A 15099-nucleotide genomic window follows, 5' to 3' on the forward strand; every position below is an offset into this window, starting at 1 on the left:
AGTGAACTGATACAAATGTGGACTAAGTTGACCAGGTAAGAGGGGCGCTAACTTTTCAATGTGTGGCAGATATCTTATTGGGTCAAAAGTGCGGGTTTAAAAGATGCTCTTGAGTCTGGCAATTCTGACATTTTACGGAGTCGGAACCCCATCTTTGGCCAGCCTGCCAGCGCGCATTTATTATCGGAACGCCCGGTAATTCGACGACATTCTTCGTGATTATGGGGTGTTTTCTTATCAATTGCGGTATAAAATCTTATCTTGTAGTAGGTTTTCTACCCGATGCGTTTGGGCGAATTCCTAGCTTTGGTTTGTCCCAATCGACTTATTACCCCTCATCGTGAAAAACTTCATTTTTGCCCTTAGACAAGGCGCAGACGCCAGGCTGTTTTGGCTGCTTGTTTCTGTTTTTTTACTTTTGGTACCCCGCAGTTTTGGCCAGGTATTTCAACGCTTTTCTGTGAGAGAAGGGGCTCCTGTGGCGACAGTTCAAGGTATTGCGCAGGACTCGCTGGGATTTATGTGGTTTGCAACTGTTGAGGGATTGGTTCGCTACGATGGCCGCACATTTAAAAAGTATACCCCCAAGAAAGGGTTGGACGGATCAATTGCCTCGCACACCGGCCAAAGCGTGATTTGCGATTCGAAGGGGGAAATTTGGGTTGCCACTTGGGGGGGGCTTAGCAGATACGAGCGGGAAACTGATACCTTTACCAATTTTCGAAGTGATTCGTCTGGGCATAACTCACTGAGTAGTAACTTGGTGTTTGCTGTGATGGAGGATAAAAAGGAGGGGTATTGGGTGGGGACCGCCAATGGGCTCAACCATCTCACTTTTTCAAAGGGAAAGCCAACCTTTTCCAGATTTCGTCTCGAAGGGGAGTCGGGCTGGACCAACATGGTGCGCTGTATTGCCCAGGACCGCAATGGAATATTATGGCTGGGTACTTACGATGGCTTAGTCCGGATTCAAAAAGATGGAAAAGGAAGAAAGGTCTTCAAGTTCGGCGCCGAAGGAAGGCATCCCCCTATTAATGAATTTATTGCAATTTACGCGGACAATGATGGAAGTATCTGGTTGGGGTCCAACAGGGGAGGGCTAATCCGGTTCGATACGGGCACTGAAAGCTTTGAGGTGATTGAAAAGTTTCATCGTCCCGCCGATAAGTTGCCCAATGTCTCGTCTATCATACCCGATGGCCTGGGAAAGTTCTGGGTAGGCACCTGGTCCGGTTTGTCAAAATTTGACCCGCAGACGCAAAAGTCCGAATGGTTTTATAATGATCCTCAAAAACCGCAAAGCCTTCCCGACGATGTTTTGTATGCATTGTGCATCGACAAGCAGGGAGGCGTCTGGGCCGGTAGCTACTACGCAGGCATTAGCTATATGCATCCAGCCTCATGCAATTTCAGCTCAAAATCTACCGGCGGCACAACAAGTTTGACCGCGAATTCATTTGAAGCCGGATGGCTTGGCATTTTTAAAAATGAAGAGATCTGGGGAGTTAATCATGACAGAAGCGCCATTACGTTTCTCGACCAAGCAACGGAAAGTTATTCAAGCACGAAATTGCGACTTCCTTTTGCAGTTACCTACAACACCTTTCATGTTGATGACAGTAAAGTGCTTTGGTGCGGTGGAAATTCCGTGCTTAGCCGATATGATTTAAAAACACACGAGCGCATTGACTATCAGATCCCTAGCGCTCGCCCGGGGGAATTCTCGATTGGCCTGGTCAGTTCCCTTCATCAGGACTACAAGGGGCGCCTTTGGGTTGGAGGTGTTTTTGGATTGAGTTTGTTCAATAGGCAAAAAGGGGCTTTTGAAGAACATTTTATTGGCCAGGATGCGGGCGGACAGACGGTTTCAAACCGGAACATCCGCTGTATCGCCGAAGATTCTAAACATAACTTGTGGTTTGGGGGCGGCGGCGAAGTCTTTCTGTTGCGGGCAGGTGCGGCCAGATTTGAACGTATACAGCTTAAGGGGACGCTCGAAGACGGTTCGACGGTGTGGCGGATAACCGAAGACAATTCCGGGAGAATCTGGTTTGCGATGGCGATGAGTGGTTTGTATGTTTACGACCCGAAAACCGGGCGAATCGTAAAGGCTTCAAGCCCGGTTGAGAATGTGTTGGATGTGCAGACGGACGCCGCCGGCTTTTTATGGATCAATAATGCGGCCAGGCTCGTTAGATATCACCCGGATAGACATACCGTTCAATACTATGATGCCCAGGACGGGCTGCCAAACCAGGCGGTGTTGCGGGCGGCAACCTCGATTCGGGATTCCAAAGGGGTATTGTTTTTTAGTACCAATAAGGAGGTATTTTCTTTTGATCCGGGCAAAGTCAGCTTGAACCGATCACCTTCGCGCATCGTGATCACTGCTGTCAAGGTTTTCAGCCGTGAGATAACCGCTTTGAATGACCAAGGTATTTTAAGCAAGGGTGAAGACCGCTACCAGAACCTGGTATTTGAATACGACCAGAATGTCTTTTCTCTGGATTTTGCGCTGCTTAGCTATTTCCGCTCCGACAGGAATCGATACGCCTACAAGCTGGAAGGCTTTGACAAACAATGGAATCTGGCCGATTATCCTTCGGCCACCTACACTAACCTCTCCCCCGGAACTTACACTTTTCTTGTAAAGGCGGCCGATGGCGACGGTTTTTGGTCTAACAAGCCTTTGCGGGTAAGGATAACCGTCTTGCCGCCCTGGTGGCAGACATGGTACGCGTATCTTGCTTATGTGCTCATCTCAACTGGCGTTTTGTATGGTATTGGCCGGTTTTTCTGGCTGCGTACACTGTTCAAGAAGGAAAATGAGCTGTATCAGGCCAAGCTCGACTTTTTCACCAATATTTCCCACGAGATACGCACACACCTTACTTTGATAAGCAGTCCGTTGGAAAAAGCGCTTCGGTCTTTAAGGGTAGACTCGGTGATCAGGGGATTTCTTGATACTGCCAAAAATAACTCCGACCGGCTGATGACATTGGTTGAGGAACTGCTCGATTTTCGCAAAATACAGACCGGGAGCGCCAGATTTAGTTTTGCTGAACAGGACTTGGTGCACAATCTTCGCCATGTATTGGCAGCCTTCGAACACGTGATGTCCGAAAAGCAGATTAATATGCAACTCAACTTTCCTGCTTCCCCTGTCCTGGTCTGGATCGATGCATTTCAGATGCAGAAGGTGTTCTATAATCTGTTAAGCAATGCGGTCAAGTATACGCCCGAGGGGGGAACGGTAACTATTTCTGTTTCCCAGGATGAGGACAGAGTTACGGTCAGCTTTGCCGACAACGGGCCGGGCATAGCAGCCGAATTTCTGCCGCAATTGTTTACAAACTTCTTCCAGGTTTATGAAAATGGCGCCCAATCAAACACCGGGTACGGCATAGGCTTGGCTCTGGCAAAAGGGATTGTCGACCGCCATTCCGGGGCGTTATCGGTAACCAGCCGGAAAGCCAGCGGGCTTAATACCGGTGAAACGATTTTTACGATGATTTTGCCCAAAGGCCGGAAGCATCTGCCGTCAGAAGTTCTGGCAGATGCAGCGCCGATTGAACCTGCGTTGGCAGCTATACCGCAAATAACAGTGGAGGGGGCCGATGTTCATGGGGAGGGGCAGCACCCTGTATTGCTTTTGATCGAGGATAATGATGAGCTTCGCGCATTCGAAAGGGAAACATTACGGGGGCAATACCAGATTCTGGAAGCGGACAATGGCCAGGACGGACTCGCGATTGCACGGGAGTATTTGCCGGACCTGATTGTCTGTGATGTGATGCTTCCCGGTTTAAACGGCCTGGAAGTATGCCGAAAGCTTAAATCAGATATTCTCACAAGTCACATTCCTGTTATTCACCTTTCTGCGAAAGCAACGGCTCCGCAGATATTGGAGGGACTGCAGGCAGGGGCTGATGATTACCTGATTAAGCCATTTAATCTGAATGTGTTTGAAACCAAGATCCGGAATCTTATCAGCGCCAAGCAAGTTCTCAGGCACTGGTACAGCCAGTCCGTGCTGATGGAACCAGATCACGTTTTTGTCAGAAATTTTGACGGTGAATTCGTCATCCGGCTCAAAAACCTGATTTTGGAAAACATATCAGACCCGGATTTCGGTGTGAAGGAAATGGCGTTTGAAATAGGAACCAGCGTAGCGGTGCTATATCGAAAGCTCCGGGATCTGACCGGTTTGACTGTTAACGATTTTGTGAAGAAGATCCGGATGGCGCGCGCATTGCAGCTATTGGAGTCGGGCCAGTATAATGTAAGCGAGGTTGCGACAATTGTTGGCTATGAAAGCAGCAAATATTTCGGCCGGGAGTTCAAAAAGGTTTATGGCAAAACGCCAAACGAAGTACGCAGGCATGGTACTGATAGCGACCTTTCATGAGATATTGTCTAGAAAGTGAGATTGGAGGTTTTTGCCCCCATTCTGGTAAGAAAACAACCCATGTAATTCAAGAAGGTGGTCGATTTTTGTCGTTAGATTATTCTATCGCAAAAATATAATATTGATTGTTTTATGAAGACGGCCGTTATTGAAAAGCGCTCAAAGGCTAGAACCGATCTTATTAATGAATTAAATTTTCAGTTTGACCGTACGAATGTATACGCGTTTAGGGATTTGATAAACCTGTATGATGAATTTGCCAACTCACCCCTTGACGTAATTCTTTTGAGTTTGGACGAAATGGATGTGCCGCAACAAATGGCCAACATTCAATTTGCTACCAAGTGCTGGCCTCTCGCAAAGGTCGTTGTTATGAGAGAAACCTTTAACCGCACGATAACCCCTAGGTATTTTAGGACGGGTGCCAGCGGTTATCTGCCTGCAAAGAGCGTCGGTGAAGAGCTTGGGGAATGCATGAAGGTGGTTAGTGCGGGTATGCGCTATATACCAACAGAGCTGCTGGTGAAATTGCTATAACCTGATTACGTAGCAAAGATGTTGCTGACCATAAGCCGCATGGCTGGTGTAGCAGTGATGTTCATAAAAGATTTCATTTGTTCTTATAATTTACAAAAAATGGCAAAATCGGATTTGAAAGACAAAGTTGTTTTGATCGCAGGCGGCGGTAAGAACCTGGGCGGTCTTCTGGCAAGGAATTTAGCGAGCAGAGGGGCAAAGCTGGCCATCCATTACAACACAGAGCACAGCAAAGCAGATGCGGTTCAAACTCTGGCAGACGTTACAGATCTTGGGGCAAAAGCATTTCTATTTCAAGGGGATTTAACACACATTGGCAACATTACCCGCCTTTTTGATGAGACAATTGAGCAATTTGGCAGAATAGACATTGCAATCAACACAGTAGGCAAGGTACTAAAGAAGCCCATTGTGGAAACCACAGAAGCGGAATATGACAGCATGAGCGATATCAATTCGAAGATCGCCTATTTTTTTATCCAGGAAGCCGGACGAAAATTAAGCGATAACGGTAAGATTTGTACTGTCGTAACTTCTTTGCTTGCCGCCTTTACCGGGCTCTACTCGACTTATGAAGGGATGAAAGCTCCTGTCGAACACTTTACGCGCGCTGCCTCCAAGGAGTTCGGATCACGAGGAATTTCAGTGACAGCGGTGGCTCCCGGCCCGATGGATACACCATTTTTCTATGGACAGGAAACACCTGACGCGGTAGCCTACCATAAATCAGCCTCAGCACTGGGCGGGCTAACGAATATCGCTGACATCGCTCCTTTGATCGAGTTTCTTATCACGGACGGTTGGTGGATTACTGGACAGACGATTTTTGCCAACGGGGGGTACACAACCAGATAAAACTTTTCCGTAGGCGTCTATACCAAGAATGTGATGTTGTACATGGCTTGTTACGCGGCCGCATCGATGATGTGGTATCAGGTAACGTATAGCTATAACCGGTGGTTGTGGCTTTTATAGTTTTTTGCAAATTATCTACCGATGGAACGCCGCAGTATTACCCCATATCCGATGAATTGTTCAGTTGGACGGTACCAATTGGTTTGTTGTCGGCAGAATGTAGCGCAAAGCCAGGTAATCTTGTTGTAAATCCCTCCCCATGACTTTAAAACTCTTTAAGCCATCTAAAAATGATCAAAATAAAAACGCTGCTAGCCACAGGGCTGCTTATCGGTAATATTATCCTGGCAGAACCAGCCGCTGGACAGGCTCCTGGCACTTCATCGGTGTACATGGGCCTGGCCGTCACCGCGGGCGGAATCCAGGCGGACATTAGCGAATCACTTTACCTGGGACCAGGTACTTACCAGATCGACGGTACCTGGGAAATTTATGCCAAATATGTTTATGTCAGTCCTGATGCTGTGATGAGCGGTGCCGGAACCATCCAGTTTTATAACCCCTCCGACGCCGGCGGAATAGCTTCGGCCACCTATATCGATGGTAATGATGCGCTGTTTCACGTAAACCTTGAATTGCGTAACGCTGATAATATGGTCTTGGCAAATATATCTGACCCTGGTTTTAACGACGGCCCGTCCGTCGTTGATAATGCTTCGCTAAACGTTCAAAAGGATTTTAATCTCGCAGTCGACAATGGCGATGTGATTATGGGGAAAGTGTTTGACGACGGGACAGCGGGAAACACTTCGGCAAGTATTACCGATTTTATTTTTGGCTCAGACAATGCCACCATTACCAATTACGGAGCTAACCGTATGGTAGTTACCAGCAACAGTATACAAGGCCATATGGTGAAGGTTCTGAACGAGGGGCCTAGTATGAGTTTTACCTTCCCCGTGGGCATTGCGGAGGGCGATTATACCCCGGTAACCCTGGGGTATTCAGGCATTGTCACATATCATGTAAGCGTAACAGACTATGCAGCCAGTACTGCGCAGATCGACAGGCCCGAGGAAGGAATGGACCGTACGTGGCACATATATGGCGGCTTTGCCCAGAATATGATTTTTCAGCACAACAACGCTACCGACGGTGCAGCCTATACTGATACCGATGCGTTCATCACCCAGTATCAGGGTGGCGGCACATGGAGCACTTCAACAGCCACCGATTATGTATCTGCGGGCATTCATGCGAACCAAGTTTTTGCTCAATCAGACATAATAGGCGTAGGAATTCAACTCACAGCGACGGATTATGCCTGGTATACCAAAGCCAGCGACCCCGATAGTCCATTGCCGGTGCGGTTTGTCAGTTTTGATGCCCGCAGAGAGAGCAATGCCGTGAAGATGGTTTGGGTTACGGCAAGCGAGAGCAACAACAAAGGTTTTGATATTGAAAGAAGCCCGGAAGGGAGAAATTGGACGCGCATCGGTTCACTTAGCAGCAAGGCGGAAAACGGGAATACGAACCTGAAACAGGAATACAGCTTTTCTGATGAGATTCCGCTGTCCGGCATAAGTTACTATCGTCTTAAGCAATCCGATTTTGACGGCAAATATCTATACAGCCGCATACGGGAGGTGAGGTTCAGCACTCCAAACAAGGTGTATCCAAATCCTGCATCGGAAACCTTGAACATTGATGGGCTTTCGGGTACAGAAGAGATCAAGGTATTCAGCCTCGCGGGCAGGGTAGTATTACAGACCAGGGCCAAAGCCGCAATAGAGCTCATCTCTCTGGACAAGCTTGTCAACGGTATTTACCTGGTACAGGTCACGACATCCCAAGGCGTTGTTACTAGTTATAAAGTGGTTAAAAATAACTAGAACGGTAAGTCCTGGGTGAAGTAAGTCTTCCATAGCCATTTTTTCAAAATAGCGCGATTTGGTATAGGCCGGAATCAGATTTTTTAACTTAAATATTATCAAAATGGGTCTATTATCATTTATCAAAGGAGTAGGGGAGAAAGTATTCAAAAAAGAAGAGGTGGCCGTTCCCGCCCATGGAGTGGAGCCTCTGCGTGCGAGCGCCTTGCTGGCCCATGTGAAATCACTGGGGCTGGCATACAACAATCTGGCTGTAAAAGTGTCGGCCGACGCGGTGATCTTGGAGGGAGAAGTGGCAAAACAAGAAGATGCCGAGAAAATTGCGTTGGCAGTAGGAAACGTTGAAGGGGTTGAAACGGTCGACAACCGCCTGAAAGTTACTAATCCGGCTCCTGCGGCAACTTACCGCACGGTGAAAGCCGGGGATACACTTTCCAAAATAGCATTAGCTGTGTACGGTGACATGCATAAGTTTCCTTTGATATTCGAAGCGAACCGCCCCATGCTTTCAGACCCGGATAAAATATATCCCGGCCAGGTGCTGCGGATTCCGGTATTGTAAAACACTTTGAGCCAATCACCGGAGCGTTTTGGACATAACTCGGGTGATCGGCTCATTCACCACTAGAGAAATCAAAGCAAAAGCTAATCTCAATATTGCATGGATATCTATTTGACCAGTAGTATAAGAAAGGAAGAATTAGTTCGGAAACTAAGTGAGATGGGTGGGCAAGACCCGCCCATTCCCTCCAAAACTGAATCTGAAAGTCAGGCCGAAAGCATAGACCAACGCCGGGCGCAGGGCAAAATAAATCCAGCCATGGCTCAATTGCCTTTGGGTAGCGGCAACAACAAAAATCAGCCAATCAAATAACCCAGACAGTGGACACGAGCAAACTAACCAACCAGACAGTAAAGGCAGCCTTAGATGCCTGGCAAACAGGGGATAGTAAGGTATTTCTCTCATTTTTTACGGCCGATGCAAAACTCTATGACGATGGAAACCCACGTAATTTTCCCGGATTTGTTAAAGAGGCTTGCGGTCACGAGAAGTTTATCACAGTTGATAGGGTGGAAAACGAGGGAAAGGACATTTTTGGGAACTTCCCCACAGAGAAATGGGGAGATTTCAGAACTTATTTTAAATTCCATTTCGACGCTTCTGGAAAAGTGGATAGGTTGGATATCGGCCAGGACAACTGATCAACTAGCCCTTCGATACACCCTCATCGCCAGAAAATAAGCCAAAAGCACAATTCCTCCGCACCATGCAAGCGCAAGCCACAGTTCGTTGCCAACAGGCTGATCGGACAGCAGTGCACGGATCGTCTCGACAACCGGGGTCACAGGCTGATTCTCGGCAAATGCCCGGACTGCCGGCGGCATGGTGGCAGTGGGCACGAATGCGGAGCTGATCAACGGCAGGAAATGGATTGGGTAAGCGATTGCAGCTGCGCCATCGACTGATTTGGCCGACAAACCGGCGATGGCAGCGATCCAGGTTAATGTCAGTGTGAATAACGCAAGCATGCCCGCTACGCCCAACCACTCGATCACGCCCGCGGATGAGCGGAAACCCATGATCAGCGCTACCAGTACTATAATGAAAAGGGAGAGCATATTGGAAACGAGAGAAGTCAGCACATGCCCCCACAATGCAGCCGAACGTGCAATCGGCATGGAATGGAACCGCTCAAATATCCCTTTCTGCATATCTAAAAATAGTCGGTAGGATGTATACCCGATGCTGTTGGCGATGGCGATCAGCAGGATGCCTGGCAATAGGTAATTCACATAGTTATCTGTGCCGGTTTGGATCGCGCCACCCAGCACGTAGACGAATAGCAGCATCATGGCAATAGGCATTATGGTAACGGTGATGATCGTATCCATGCTGCGGAAAACGTGCCGTAACGAACGGCCCAGCATGACGGCGGTGTCTGTAAAAAAATAGGTTTTTGTCGTTTCCATTTCATTTTTCCTGGTTAGCGCCGACGATCGCCAGGAAGATTTCTTCCAGGCTTGGCTGTTTTTCGATGTATTCCACTGTTGCGACCGGGAAGCGCTTTTTCAGTTCCGCGAGTGTTCCGCTGATGATAATTTTACCTTTGTCAAGAATGGCGATCCTGTCAGCCAGCTGTTCGGCTTCTTCCAGGTACTGGGTGGTCAGAAACACGGTGGTGCCACCGGCGGCCAGTTCTTTGATGATCTTCCACACCTCGATACGCGCCTCCGGATCCAGACCGGTGGTAGGCTCGTCCAGAAATACGAGCGGAGCGTTGCCGACCAGGCTCATAGCAATGTCGAGCCTTCGGCGCATACCGCCTGAGTAAGTGGATGACAGCCGGCCGGCCGCTTCGGTAAGACCAAAACGTTTTAATTGTTCGTCGGCGATTTGACCCGGATTTGGAAGGTGCCGTAACCTTGCTATCAGGATCAGGTTCTCTCGCCCAGTAAGCATTTCGTCCACGGCGGCAAACTGGCCCGTCAGGCTGATCGACCGGCGCACCTGATCGGGATTTGCCGTAACTTCAAACCCATTGACGACTGCTTTTCCATCATCGGGTTTAAGCAAGGTGGTCAGGATTTTGACGATCGTGGTTTTTCCCGACCCATTGGTCCCTAGCAAGGCGAAAATACTGCCCTTTTCCACCTGGAAATCCACACCTTTAAGCACATGAAGTCCCTTGAAGGACTTTTGCAGCCCTTCCACTTGTATTGCCAGCTTTTGCATGATTATTGGCGGTTAGATGATCGTAACATTTGACAAATCGACGACTCTGAGGCCTTTGAGCGCCAGGTAGGTAAGCTTGTCCATCCTCGCTCCGTCAAAGCGTATGGTTTTCAGGGACAGGTGTGCTTTGTTGGTCAGCGAGAAAGGCACGGTAAACGACACATTTCTGAGTGTCGCACCCTGGAAAGAAACGTCAGTGAGCGCGGACTTGTCAAATCGGACACCATCGAAGGTTTGGCTGCCAAAGTCGGTTCCGCGCAGGTCGCAATAGCTGAAATCTACACCAGTGAACGTACAGTTTTCGAAGATCGCCTTTCTAAGGTCTGTTTTGATCAGCTTGACATCCACCAGTTTTGCATCGACAAACTTTGCGCCCTGGCCCGACATGTTCAGGATAGTGCCTACAAGCACGGATTTGCCAAAGCTCGCTCCTGTAAGGTCTGTAGCCGAAAAGTTGCATCCGGTCAGGTCCGCCCCGTCAAAATTTGCTTCACGTGCATCTGTTGCATCAAAAGAGCTGCTGGTCAGATCGGCGTTGGAGAAGTCGGCCCCGCGTAGCGAACTGGCTTTAAATGTGCCTTTATGCAAAACAACCCCTGCAAAATCACTTTCCGGAAGATCGGCCGCAGTTAGGTTAACCAAGACCTGGCGGCCCTGCTGACCGGCAACCTTTTCACTTGAATGCGCAGGCGGCGTGATAGCTTCCCCAGCATTGGCTGTTTTATCGGCTGCCGACGGTGCATTTTCGGAGAAATAATTGAGGTCTACCCCCAAAATTTCTGCCAGCCGATCAAATGTGGTAATGTCGGGCATCGATTCTCCGCGTTCCCATTTGCCGACTGCCTGCGGGCTGATGAATATGTGTTGGGCGAGCTGCGCCTGCGACATACTTTTGTCTTTTCTTGCTTTGGCGATCTTTTCGCCGATTACTTTACTGTCCATGCGAGTTGTGTTTCGTTTTTGTTTTTCGACATCGCAAAACTATATGGGAGAGGCTCTATGGCTTGCAAAAAAGCAACTACTCTTGGTTGTATTTATGCTACTTCTGGTTGTTATTGGCTTAGAAGCTGTGGTATCGGCGGAAAAAGTGCCTATTCGAGCGCTCAAACATCTTAAATCTTGCGGATTCCTTTGAAAGTTGATTTATTTCGCAAGAAAAATCGAAAACTATTTTCACTTTGGAACACAGCGCAGACTATCACGCATTTCACAGACAGATTAAGCCCGCAGGACTTTTGATAGCCATCGGGATCGTGTTCGGGGACATCGGGACCTCTCCACTTTACACACTAAACGCTCTTTTCCATGAAGGTGAAGTTGTTTCCCAAACCAAAGCCCTGGGTATTCTCAGCTGCATTATCTGGACGCTCACCCTTCAAACCACTTTAAAATACATTCTGATCACCTTGCAGGCGGATAATCATGGAGAGGGGGGGATTTTCTCGCTTTATACCTTGATTAGACGCTATTTTGGCAAGTGGCTGATTGTGCCCGCGATCCTGGGAGGGGCATTTTTGATTGCGGACGGGATCATTACCCCGCCGATTTCTGTGGCCTCGGCCATCGAAGGTCTCCAAAAGTTCGATCCCCAACTGGATACGGTCCCGATTGTCATCGCCATTATTATCGTTTTGTTTTTGATCCAGCAACTGGGGACCCAACAAATCGGCAAGTTCTTTGGCCCGGTGATGCTTTTCTGGTTTTCCTTCATTGGCATAATAGGCCTGATGGCGCTCTCTTCCGACTGGTCTGTTCTCAGAGCGGTCAATCCCTGGTATGCGTATGAGTTGTTGGTAAATTATCCTGCTGGTTTCTGGCTTTTGGGCGGCATATTTTTGTGTACCACAGGGGCGGAGGCGCTTTACAGCGACATGGGCCACGTCGGCCGGAATAATATTCGTCTAAGTTGGATCTATGTAAAGATTTGTCTGATCTTAAGCTACGCCGGACAGACGGCGTGGCTACTGGGCGTGGGAAAGGCCAATGCATTAAGCCCTTTCTATAACATCATTCCTCAGGGTATTTACATTCCTTCTGTCATCCTTGCTTCGATGGCGACCGTGATCGCCAGCCAGGCGCTTATATCGGGCTGTTTCACGCTGGTAAACGAGGCGATCCGGCTCGGGGTATGGCCTCGAAACCGCGTGATCTTCCCAGGCACGATCCGCGGGCAGATGTACATTCCATTCTTCAACTGGTTTTTGATGTGCGCCTGCATTCTGATGGTTTTGCACTTTAGGGAATCCAAGAACATGGAAGCAGCGTTCGGCCTTTCCGTGACGTTGACGATGCTGATAACCACATTCTTAATGGCCCTGTACCTTGTTACTCGCAGGGTAAACACGGGTCTGGTGGCGCTCATTACGGCGGTATTTCTGGCCGTTGAATGCTCGTTTCTGACCGCCAACCTGCAGAAGCTCCATGAAGGAGGCTGGATCATGCTGGTGGTCGGCGCTATCCTTTCTCTGACCATGCTCACCTGGCAACAGGGGCGCCGGATGCAGGAGAAGTTGGTCGCTTTTTCCTCCGTTACGCCAATCGTCGCACAGAAGCTAAGCGATTTGTCTAGGAATTATGCAATCAGAAGCTACGCGACCAACCTTATCTACCTGACTTCAAGTAGTAAGAGTGATTTGATCGAAACCAGGGCGCTGGATTCCATTTTTAACAGCCCTGCCAAGCGGGCGGATATCTATTGGTTTATTCACGTCGAGGTGGCCGATGAACCCTACACGCTGCAATATGATGTAAAAACGATCTCGCAAAACGATGCCTACTTTATCAACATACATGTTGGTTTTCGCATAGAGCCCAAAGTCGATTTATTTTTCCGCCGCATTGTACAGGACCTGCTGGCAACGGGAGAGCTGGTGTATGAGCAGGCAGAGGAAAAAAAATACGACAGACGCGACATGGGGGATTACCGCTTCATTGTAGGTAGTTCCTACCTTTCCTATGACAACGCTCTTTCGTTTTGGAAGAACCTTCTGATCAAATCCTATTACAACCTGAAAATGATCGGTGTACAGGAAGGGGCTAATTTTGGCCTTGATGAAAGCAATGTTATTTATGAGAAATACCCGCTGGTTTACCAGCCCCTGGACGAATACGTGATACGCCGGAAGCCAACTGCCGACAGCCGGTAACTTTAATTTGTTTGTGTAATTCGCTATTAATGGGCTTGATTTGAAAATTGGGTCGCTGCTGTTGCCCAACCGGCCTGTCATTTTGATAAATGTACTGTTAAAACTTGTTTAGCCACTTAGCAAAGTCGGCTTCTATCAATAATGTATTATTCTTAAAAAAGCCAAATTTGAAAAACATCGAAGATGCTACTTTCATATGTCCGAATACCCGGTTAGATCTTACTCCTGAGCAATCATGGCCTACTACTGATCAATAATTACCGGTAGCTTATATACTGCGGTAATGCAATCATCAATCAAATTTTTGTTAAATCTGCCGATTCCATAGCTTGGAGACTCACCAAAATGTTATCAAAATGGGCCGAACAAAATTATTGGGATTGTGCGTAGTATTGAGCATTACCTCTTCGGTGGAAATCATAGCGCAGGTTGTAAAACATTGCAGAGTGGTAACCGAGAAAATCAATTCATCCGTTCTTCGCGAAAACAAGATCAACATCGACCCGATTCGAGATGTTTGGGTATTGTTGCCTCCTGGCTACGAAACATCTGGCAAGCGATACCCGGTGGTGTATTATTGTCACAATATTTTTTGGAGCGCCGAAAAGCTATTTAATGATGGCCGCTTATCCACGCTCATTGAACGTGGTTTTGTTAACGGTGTGGTCAAAGAATTCATCTTCGTCGCGGCCGACTACAGCACGCCGACAACGGGAAGTATATACGAAAATTCGACAACCAGTGGGCGTTGGCTCGACTTCACCGCTCATGAGTTGGTCGCATTTGTCGACAATAAGTTTCGAACCATCCCTCACCGGGACAGCCGTGCGATTACAGGCGATTTCATGGGTGGCAGGGGAGCACTCAGGTTGGCCATGACTAATGCCAAAGTTTTTGGATCGGTCTATGCCCTGAACCCGGTAGCGGCTGGCACCGGGGATATACCATGGACGCACGTTGGCATTGATTGGAACAAAATATTGAACGCCACAACGGCAAGTGAAGTCACTGATGGCAGAACTAAACTTTTTATCACTTTTTGTCAAGCTTATCTCCCAAATCCCATGCGGTCTCCTTTCTATTGTGACTTTTTCATGGAGCTTGAAGAGGGAAAACCCAGGTTAAGCATTCAAAATCTTACCAAATTAAAAAAGGGACTCTTACTGGATGCGAGTGTTGAAGAATCGTTAGCGGATCTGCAATCACTACGTGGTATATTTTTTGACTGGGGGCGTTTTGACGAAACCCGTGCGCATGTAAGCTCGAACCGTGATCTCAGTCGCATATTCGAGGATATGGGAATCGAGCACGAGGCAGAAGAATATGCTGGTAACCCTTTCAATAAAACCTGGACAGATAATGGTCGCTTTTATTCTCGGCTGCTTCCCTTCGTTAATGAAAAGCTGGCCTTTGATGAAAAGCAGTGAACTATTGGCGGTCCAGGTGCATTGCGGCTTTTTACGATTGAAATGACGATGCTAGGATGGCAGTCCTGCTGAATGTTTCCGATAATCCGGGGTTATTTAG

General features: G+C 48.1%; 12 protein-coding genes. 9 read left to right on the forward strand and 3 right to left on the reverse strand.

The window, feature by feature from the left end; genetic code table 11:
- Window positions 1–340: 340 nt before the first annotated feature.
- From AAHB90_RS07800 to AAHB90_RS07830, 7 genes are all read left to right on the forward strand, one after another.
- On the forward strand, window positions 341–4408 hold the full coding sequence (locus tag AAHB90_RS07800; protein WP_342084369.1) for a two-component regulator propeller domain-containing protein: 4068 nt from the start codon (window positions 341–343) through the stop codon (window positions 4406–4408).
- A 132-nt stretch (window positions 4409–4540) separates the two neighbouring features.
- Window positions 4541–4945, forward strand: a complete 405-nt coding sequence (locus AAHB90_RS07805) for a hypothetical protein (RefSeq protein WP_342084370.1) — start codon at window positions 4541–4543, stop codon at window positions 4943–4945.
- A 39-nt stretch (window positions 4946–4984) separates the two neighbouring features.
- Window positions 4985–5800: an SDR family oxidoreductase gene (locus AAHB90_RS07810; RefSeq protein WP_342084371.1), complete on the forward strand. Its 816-nt coding sequence runs from the start codon at window positions 4985–4987 to the stop codon at window positions 5798–5800.
- A gap of 290 nt (window positions 5801–6090) precedes the next feature.
- Window positions 6091–7692 carry a T9SS type A sorting domain-containing protein gene (locus AAHB90_RS07815; protein ID WP_342084372.1) on the forward strand — a complete coding sequence of 534 codons (1602 nt, stop codon included), beginning with the start codon at window positions 6091–6093 and terminating at the stop codon, window positions 7690–7692.
- A gap of 103 nt (window positions 7693–7795) precedes the next feature.
- Entirely contained in the window at window positions 7796–8254 is a 459-nt protein-coding gene (gene lysM / locus AAHB90_RS07820) for a peptidoglycan-binding protein LysM (RefSeq protein WP_342084373.1), read from the forward strand.
- 99 nt (window positions 8255–8353) lie between these two features.
- On the forward strand, window positions 8354–8566 hold the full coding sequence (locus tag AAHB90_RS07825; RefSeq protein WP_342084374.1) for a hypothetical protein: 213 nt from the start codon (window positions 8354–8356) through the stop codon (window positions 8564–8566).
- A gap of 8 nt (window positions 8567–8574) precedes the next feature.
- On the forward strand, window positions 8575–8895 hold the full coding sequence (locus tag AAHB90_RS07830; RefSeq protein WP_342084375.1) for a hypothetical protein: 321 nt from the start codon (window positions 8575–8577) through the stop codon (window positions 8893–8895).
- On the opposite strand, the gene AAHB90_RS07835 is transcribed toward AAHB90_RS07830, so the two are convergent.
- The 3 genes from AAHB90_RS07835 to AAHB90_RS07845 are packed head-to-tail and all read right to left on the reverse strand — an operon-like array spanning window position 8896 to window position 11368.
- Window positions 8896–9663: an ABC transporter permease gene (locus AAHB90_RS07835; protein WP_342084376.1), complete on the reverse strand. Its 768-nt coding sequence runs from the start codon at window positions 9661–9663 to the stop codon at window positions 8896–8898.
- A gap of 1 nt (window position 9664) precedes the next feature.
- Window positions 9665–10426: an ABC transporter ATP-binding protein gene (locus AAHB90_RS07840; RefSeq protein WP_342084377.1), complete on the reverse strand. Its 762-nt coding sequence runs from the start codon at window positions 10424–10426 to the stop codon at window positions 9665–9667.
- Window positions 10427–10438: 12 nt separating this feature from the next.
- Window positions 10439–11368 carry a pentapeptide repeat-containing protein gene (locus AAHB90_RS07845; RefSeq protein WP_342084378.1) on the reverse strand — a complete coding sequence of 310 codons (930 nt, stop codon included), beginning with the start codon at window positions 11366–11368 and terminating at the stop codon, window positions 10439–10441.
- Window positions 11369–11604: 236 nt separating this feature from the next.
- On the opposite strand from AAHB90_RS07845, the gene AAHB90_RS07850 reads away from it, so the two are divergent.
- Window positions 11605–13572 carry a KUP/HAK/KT family potassium transporter gene (locus AAHB90_RS07850; RefSeq protein WP_342084379.1) on the forward strand — a complete coding sequence of 656 codons (1968 nt, stop codon included), beginning with the start codon at window positions 11605–11607 and terminating at the stop codon, window positions 13570–13572.
- A 356-nt stretch (window positions 13573–13928) separates the two neighbouring features.
- Window positions 13929–14999 carry an alpha/beta hydrolase gene (locus tag AAHB90_RS07855; protein WP_342084380.1) on the forward strand — a complete coding sequence of 357 codons (1071 nt, stop codon included), beginning with the start codon at window positions 13929–13931 and terminating at the stop codon, window positions 14997–14999.
- Window positions 15000–15099 lie beyond the last annotated feature (100 nt).

The sequence above is a fragment of the Dyadobacter sp. OTU695 genome (assembly GCF_038440355.1).
Lineage (GTDB): Bacteria > Bacteroidota > Bacteroidia > Cytophagales > Spirosomataceae > Dyadobacter.

Bases quoted from the DNA above. Each gene is read 5' to 3' on its own strand.
- AAHB90_RS07805 (WP_342084370.1), top strand. From the start codon at position 4,541: ATGAAGACGGCCGTTATTGAAAAGCGCTCAAAGGCTAGAACCGATCTT.
- AAHB90_RS07810 (WP_342084371.1), top strand. From the start codon at position 4,985: ATGGCTGGTGTAGCAGTGATGTTCATAAAAGATTTCATTTGTTCTTAT.
- AAHB90_RS07815 (WP_342084372.1), top strand. From the start codon at position 6,091: ATGATCAAAATAAAAACGCTGCTAGCCACAGGGCTGCTTATCGGTAAT.
- lysM (WP_342084373.1), top strand. From the start codon at position 7,796: ATGGGTCTATTATCATTTATCAAAGGAGTAGGGGAGAAAGTATTCAAA.
- AAHB90_RS07825 (WP_342084374.1), top strand. From the start codon at position 8,354: ATGGATATCTATTTGACCAGTAGTATAAGAAAGGAAGAATTAGTTCGG.
- AAHB90_RS07835 (WP_342084376.1), bottom strand. From the start codon at position 9,663: ATGGAAACGACAAAAACCTATTTTTTTACAGACACCGCCGTCATGCTG.
- AAHB90_RS07840 (WP_342084377.1), bottom strand. From the start codon at position 10,426: ATGCAAAAGCTGGCAATACAAGTGGAAGGGCTGCAAAAGTCCTTCAAG.
- AAHB90_RS07845 (WP_342084378.1), bottom strand. From the start codon at position 11,368: ATGGACAGTAAAGTAATCGGCGAAAAGATCGCCAAAGCAAGAAAAGAC.
- AAHB90_RS07855 (WP_342084380.1), top strand. From the start codon at position 13,929: ATGGGCCGAACAAAATTATTGGGATTGTGCGTAGTATTGAGCATTACC.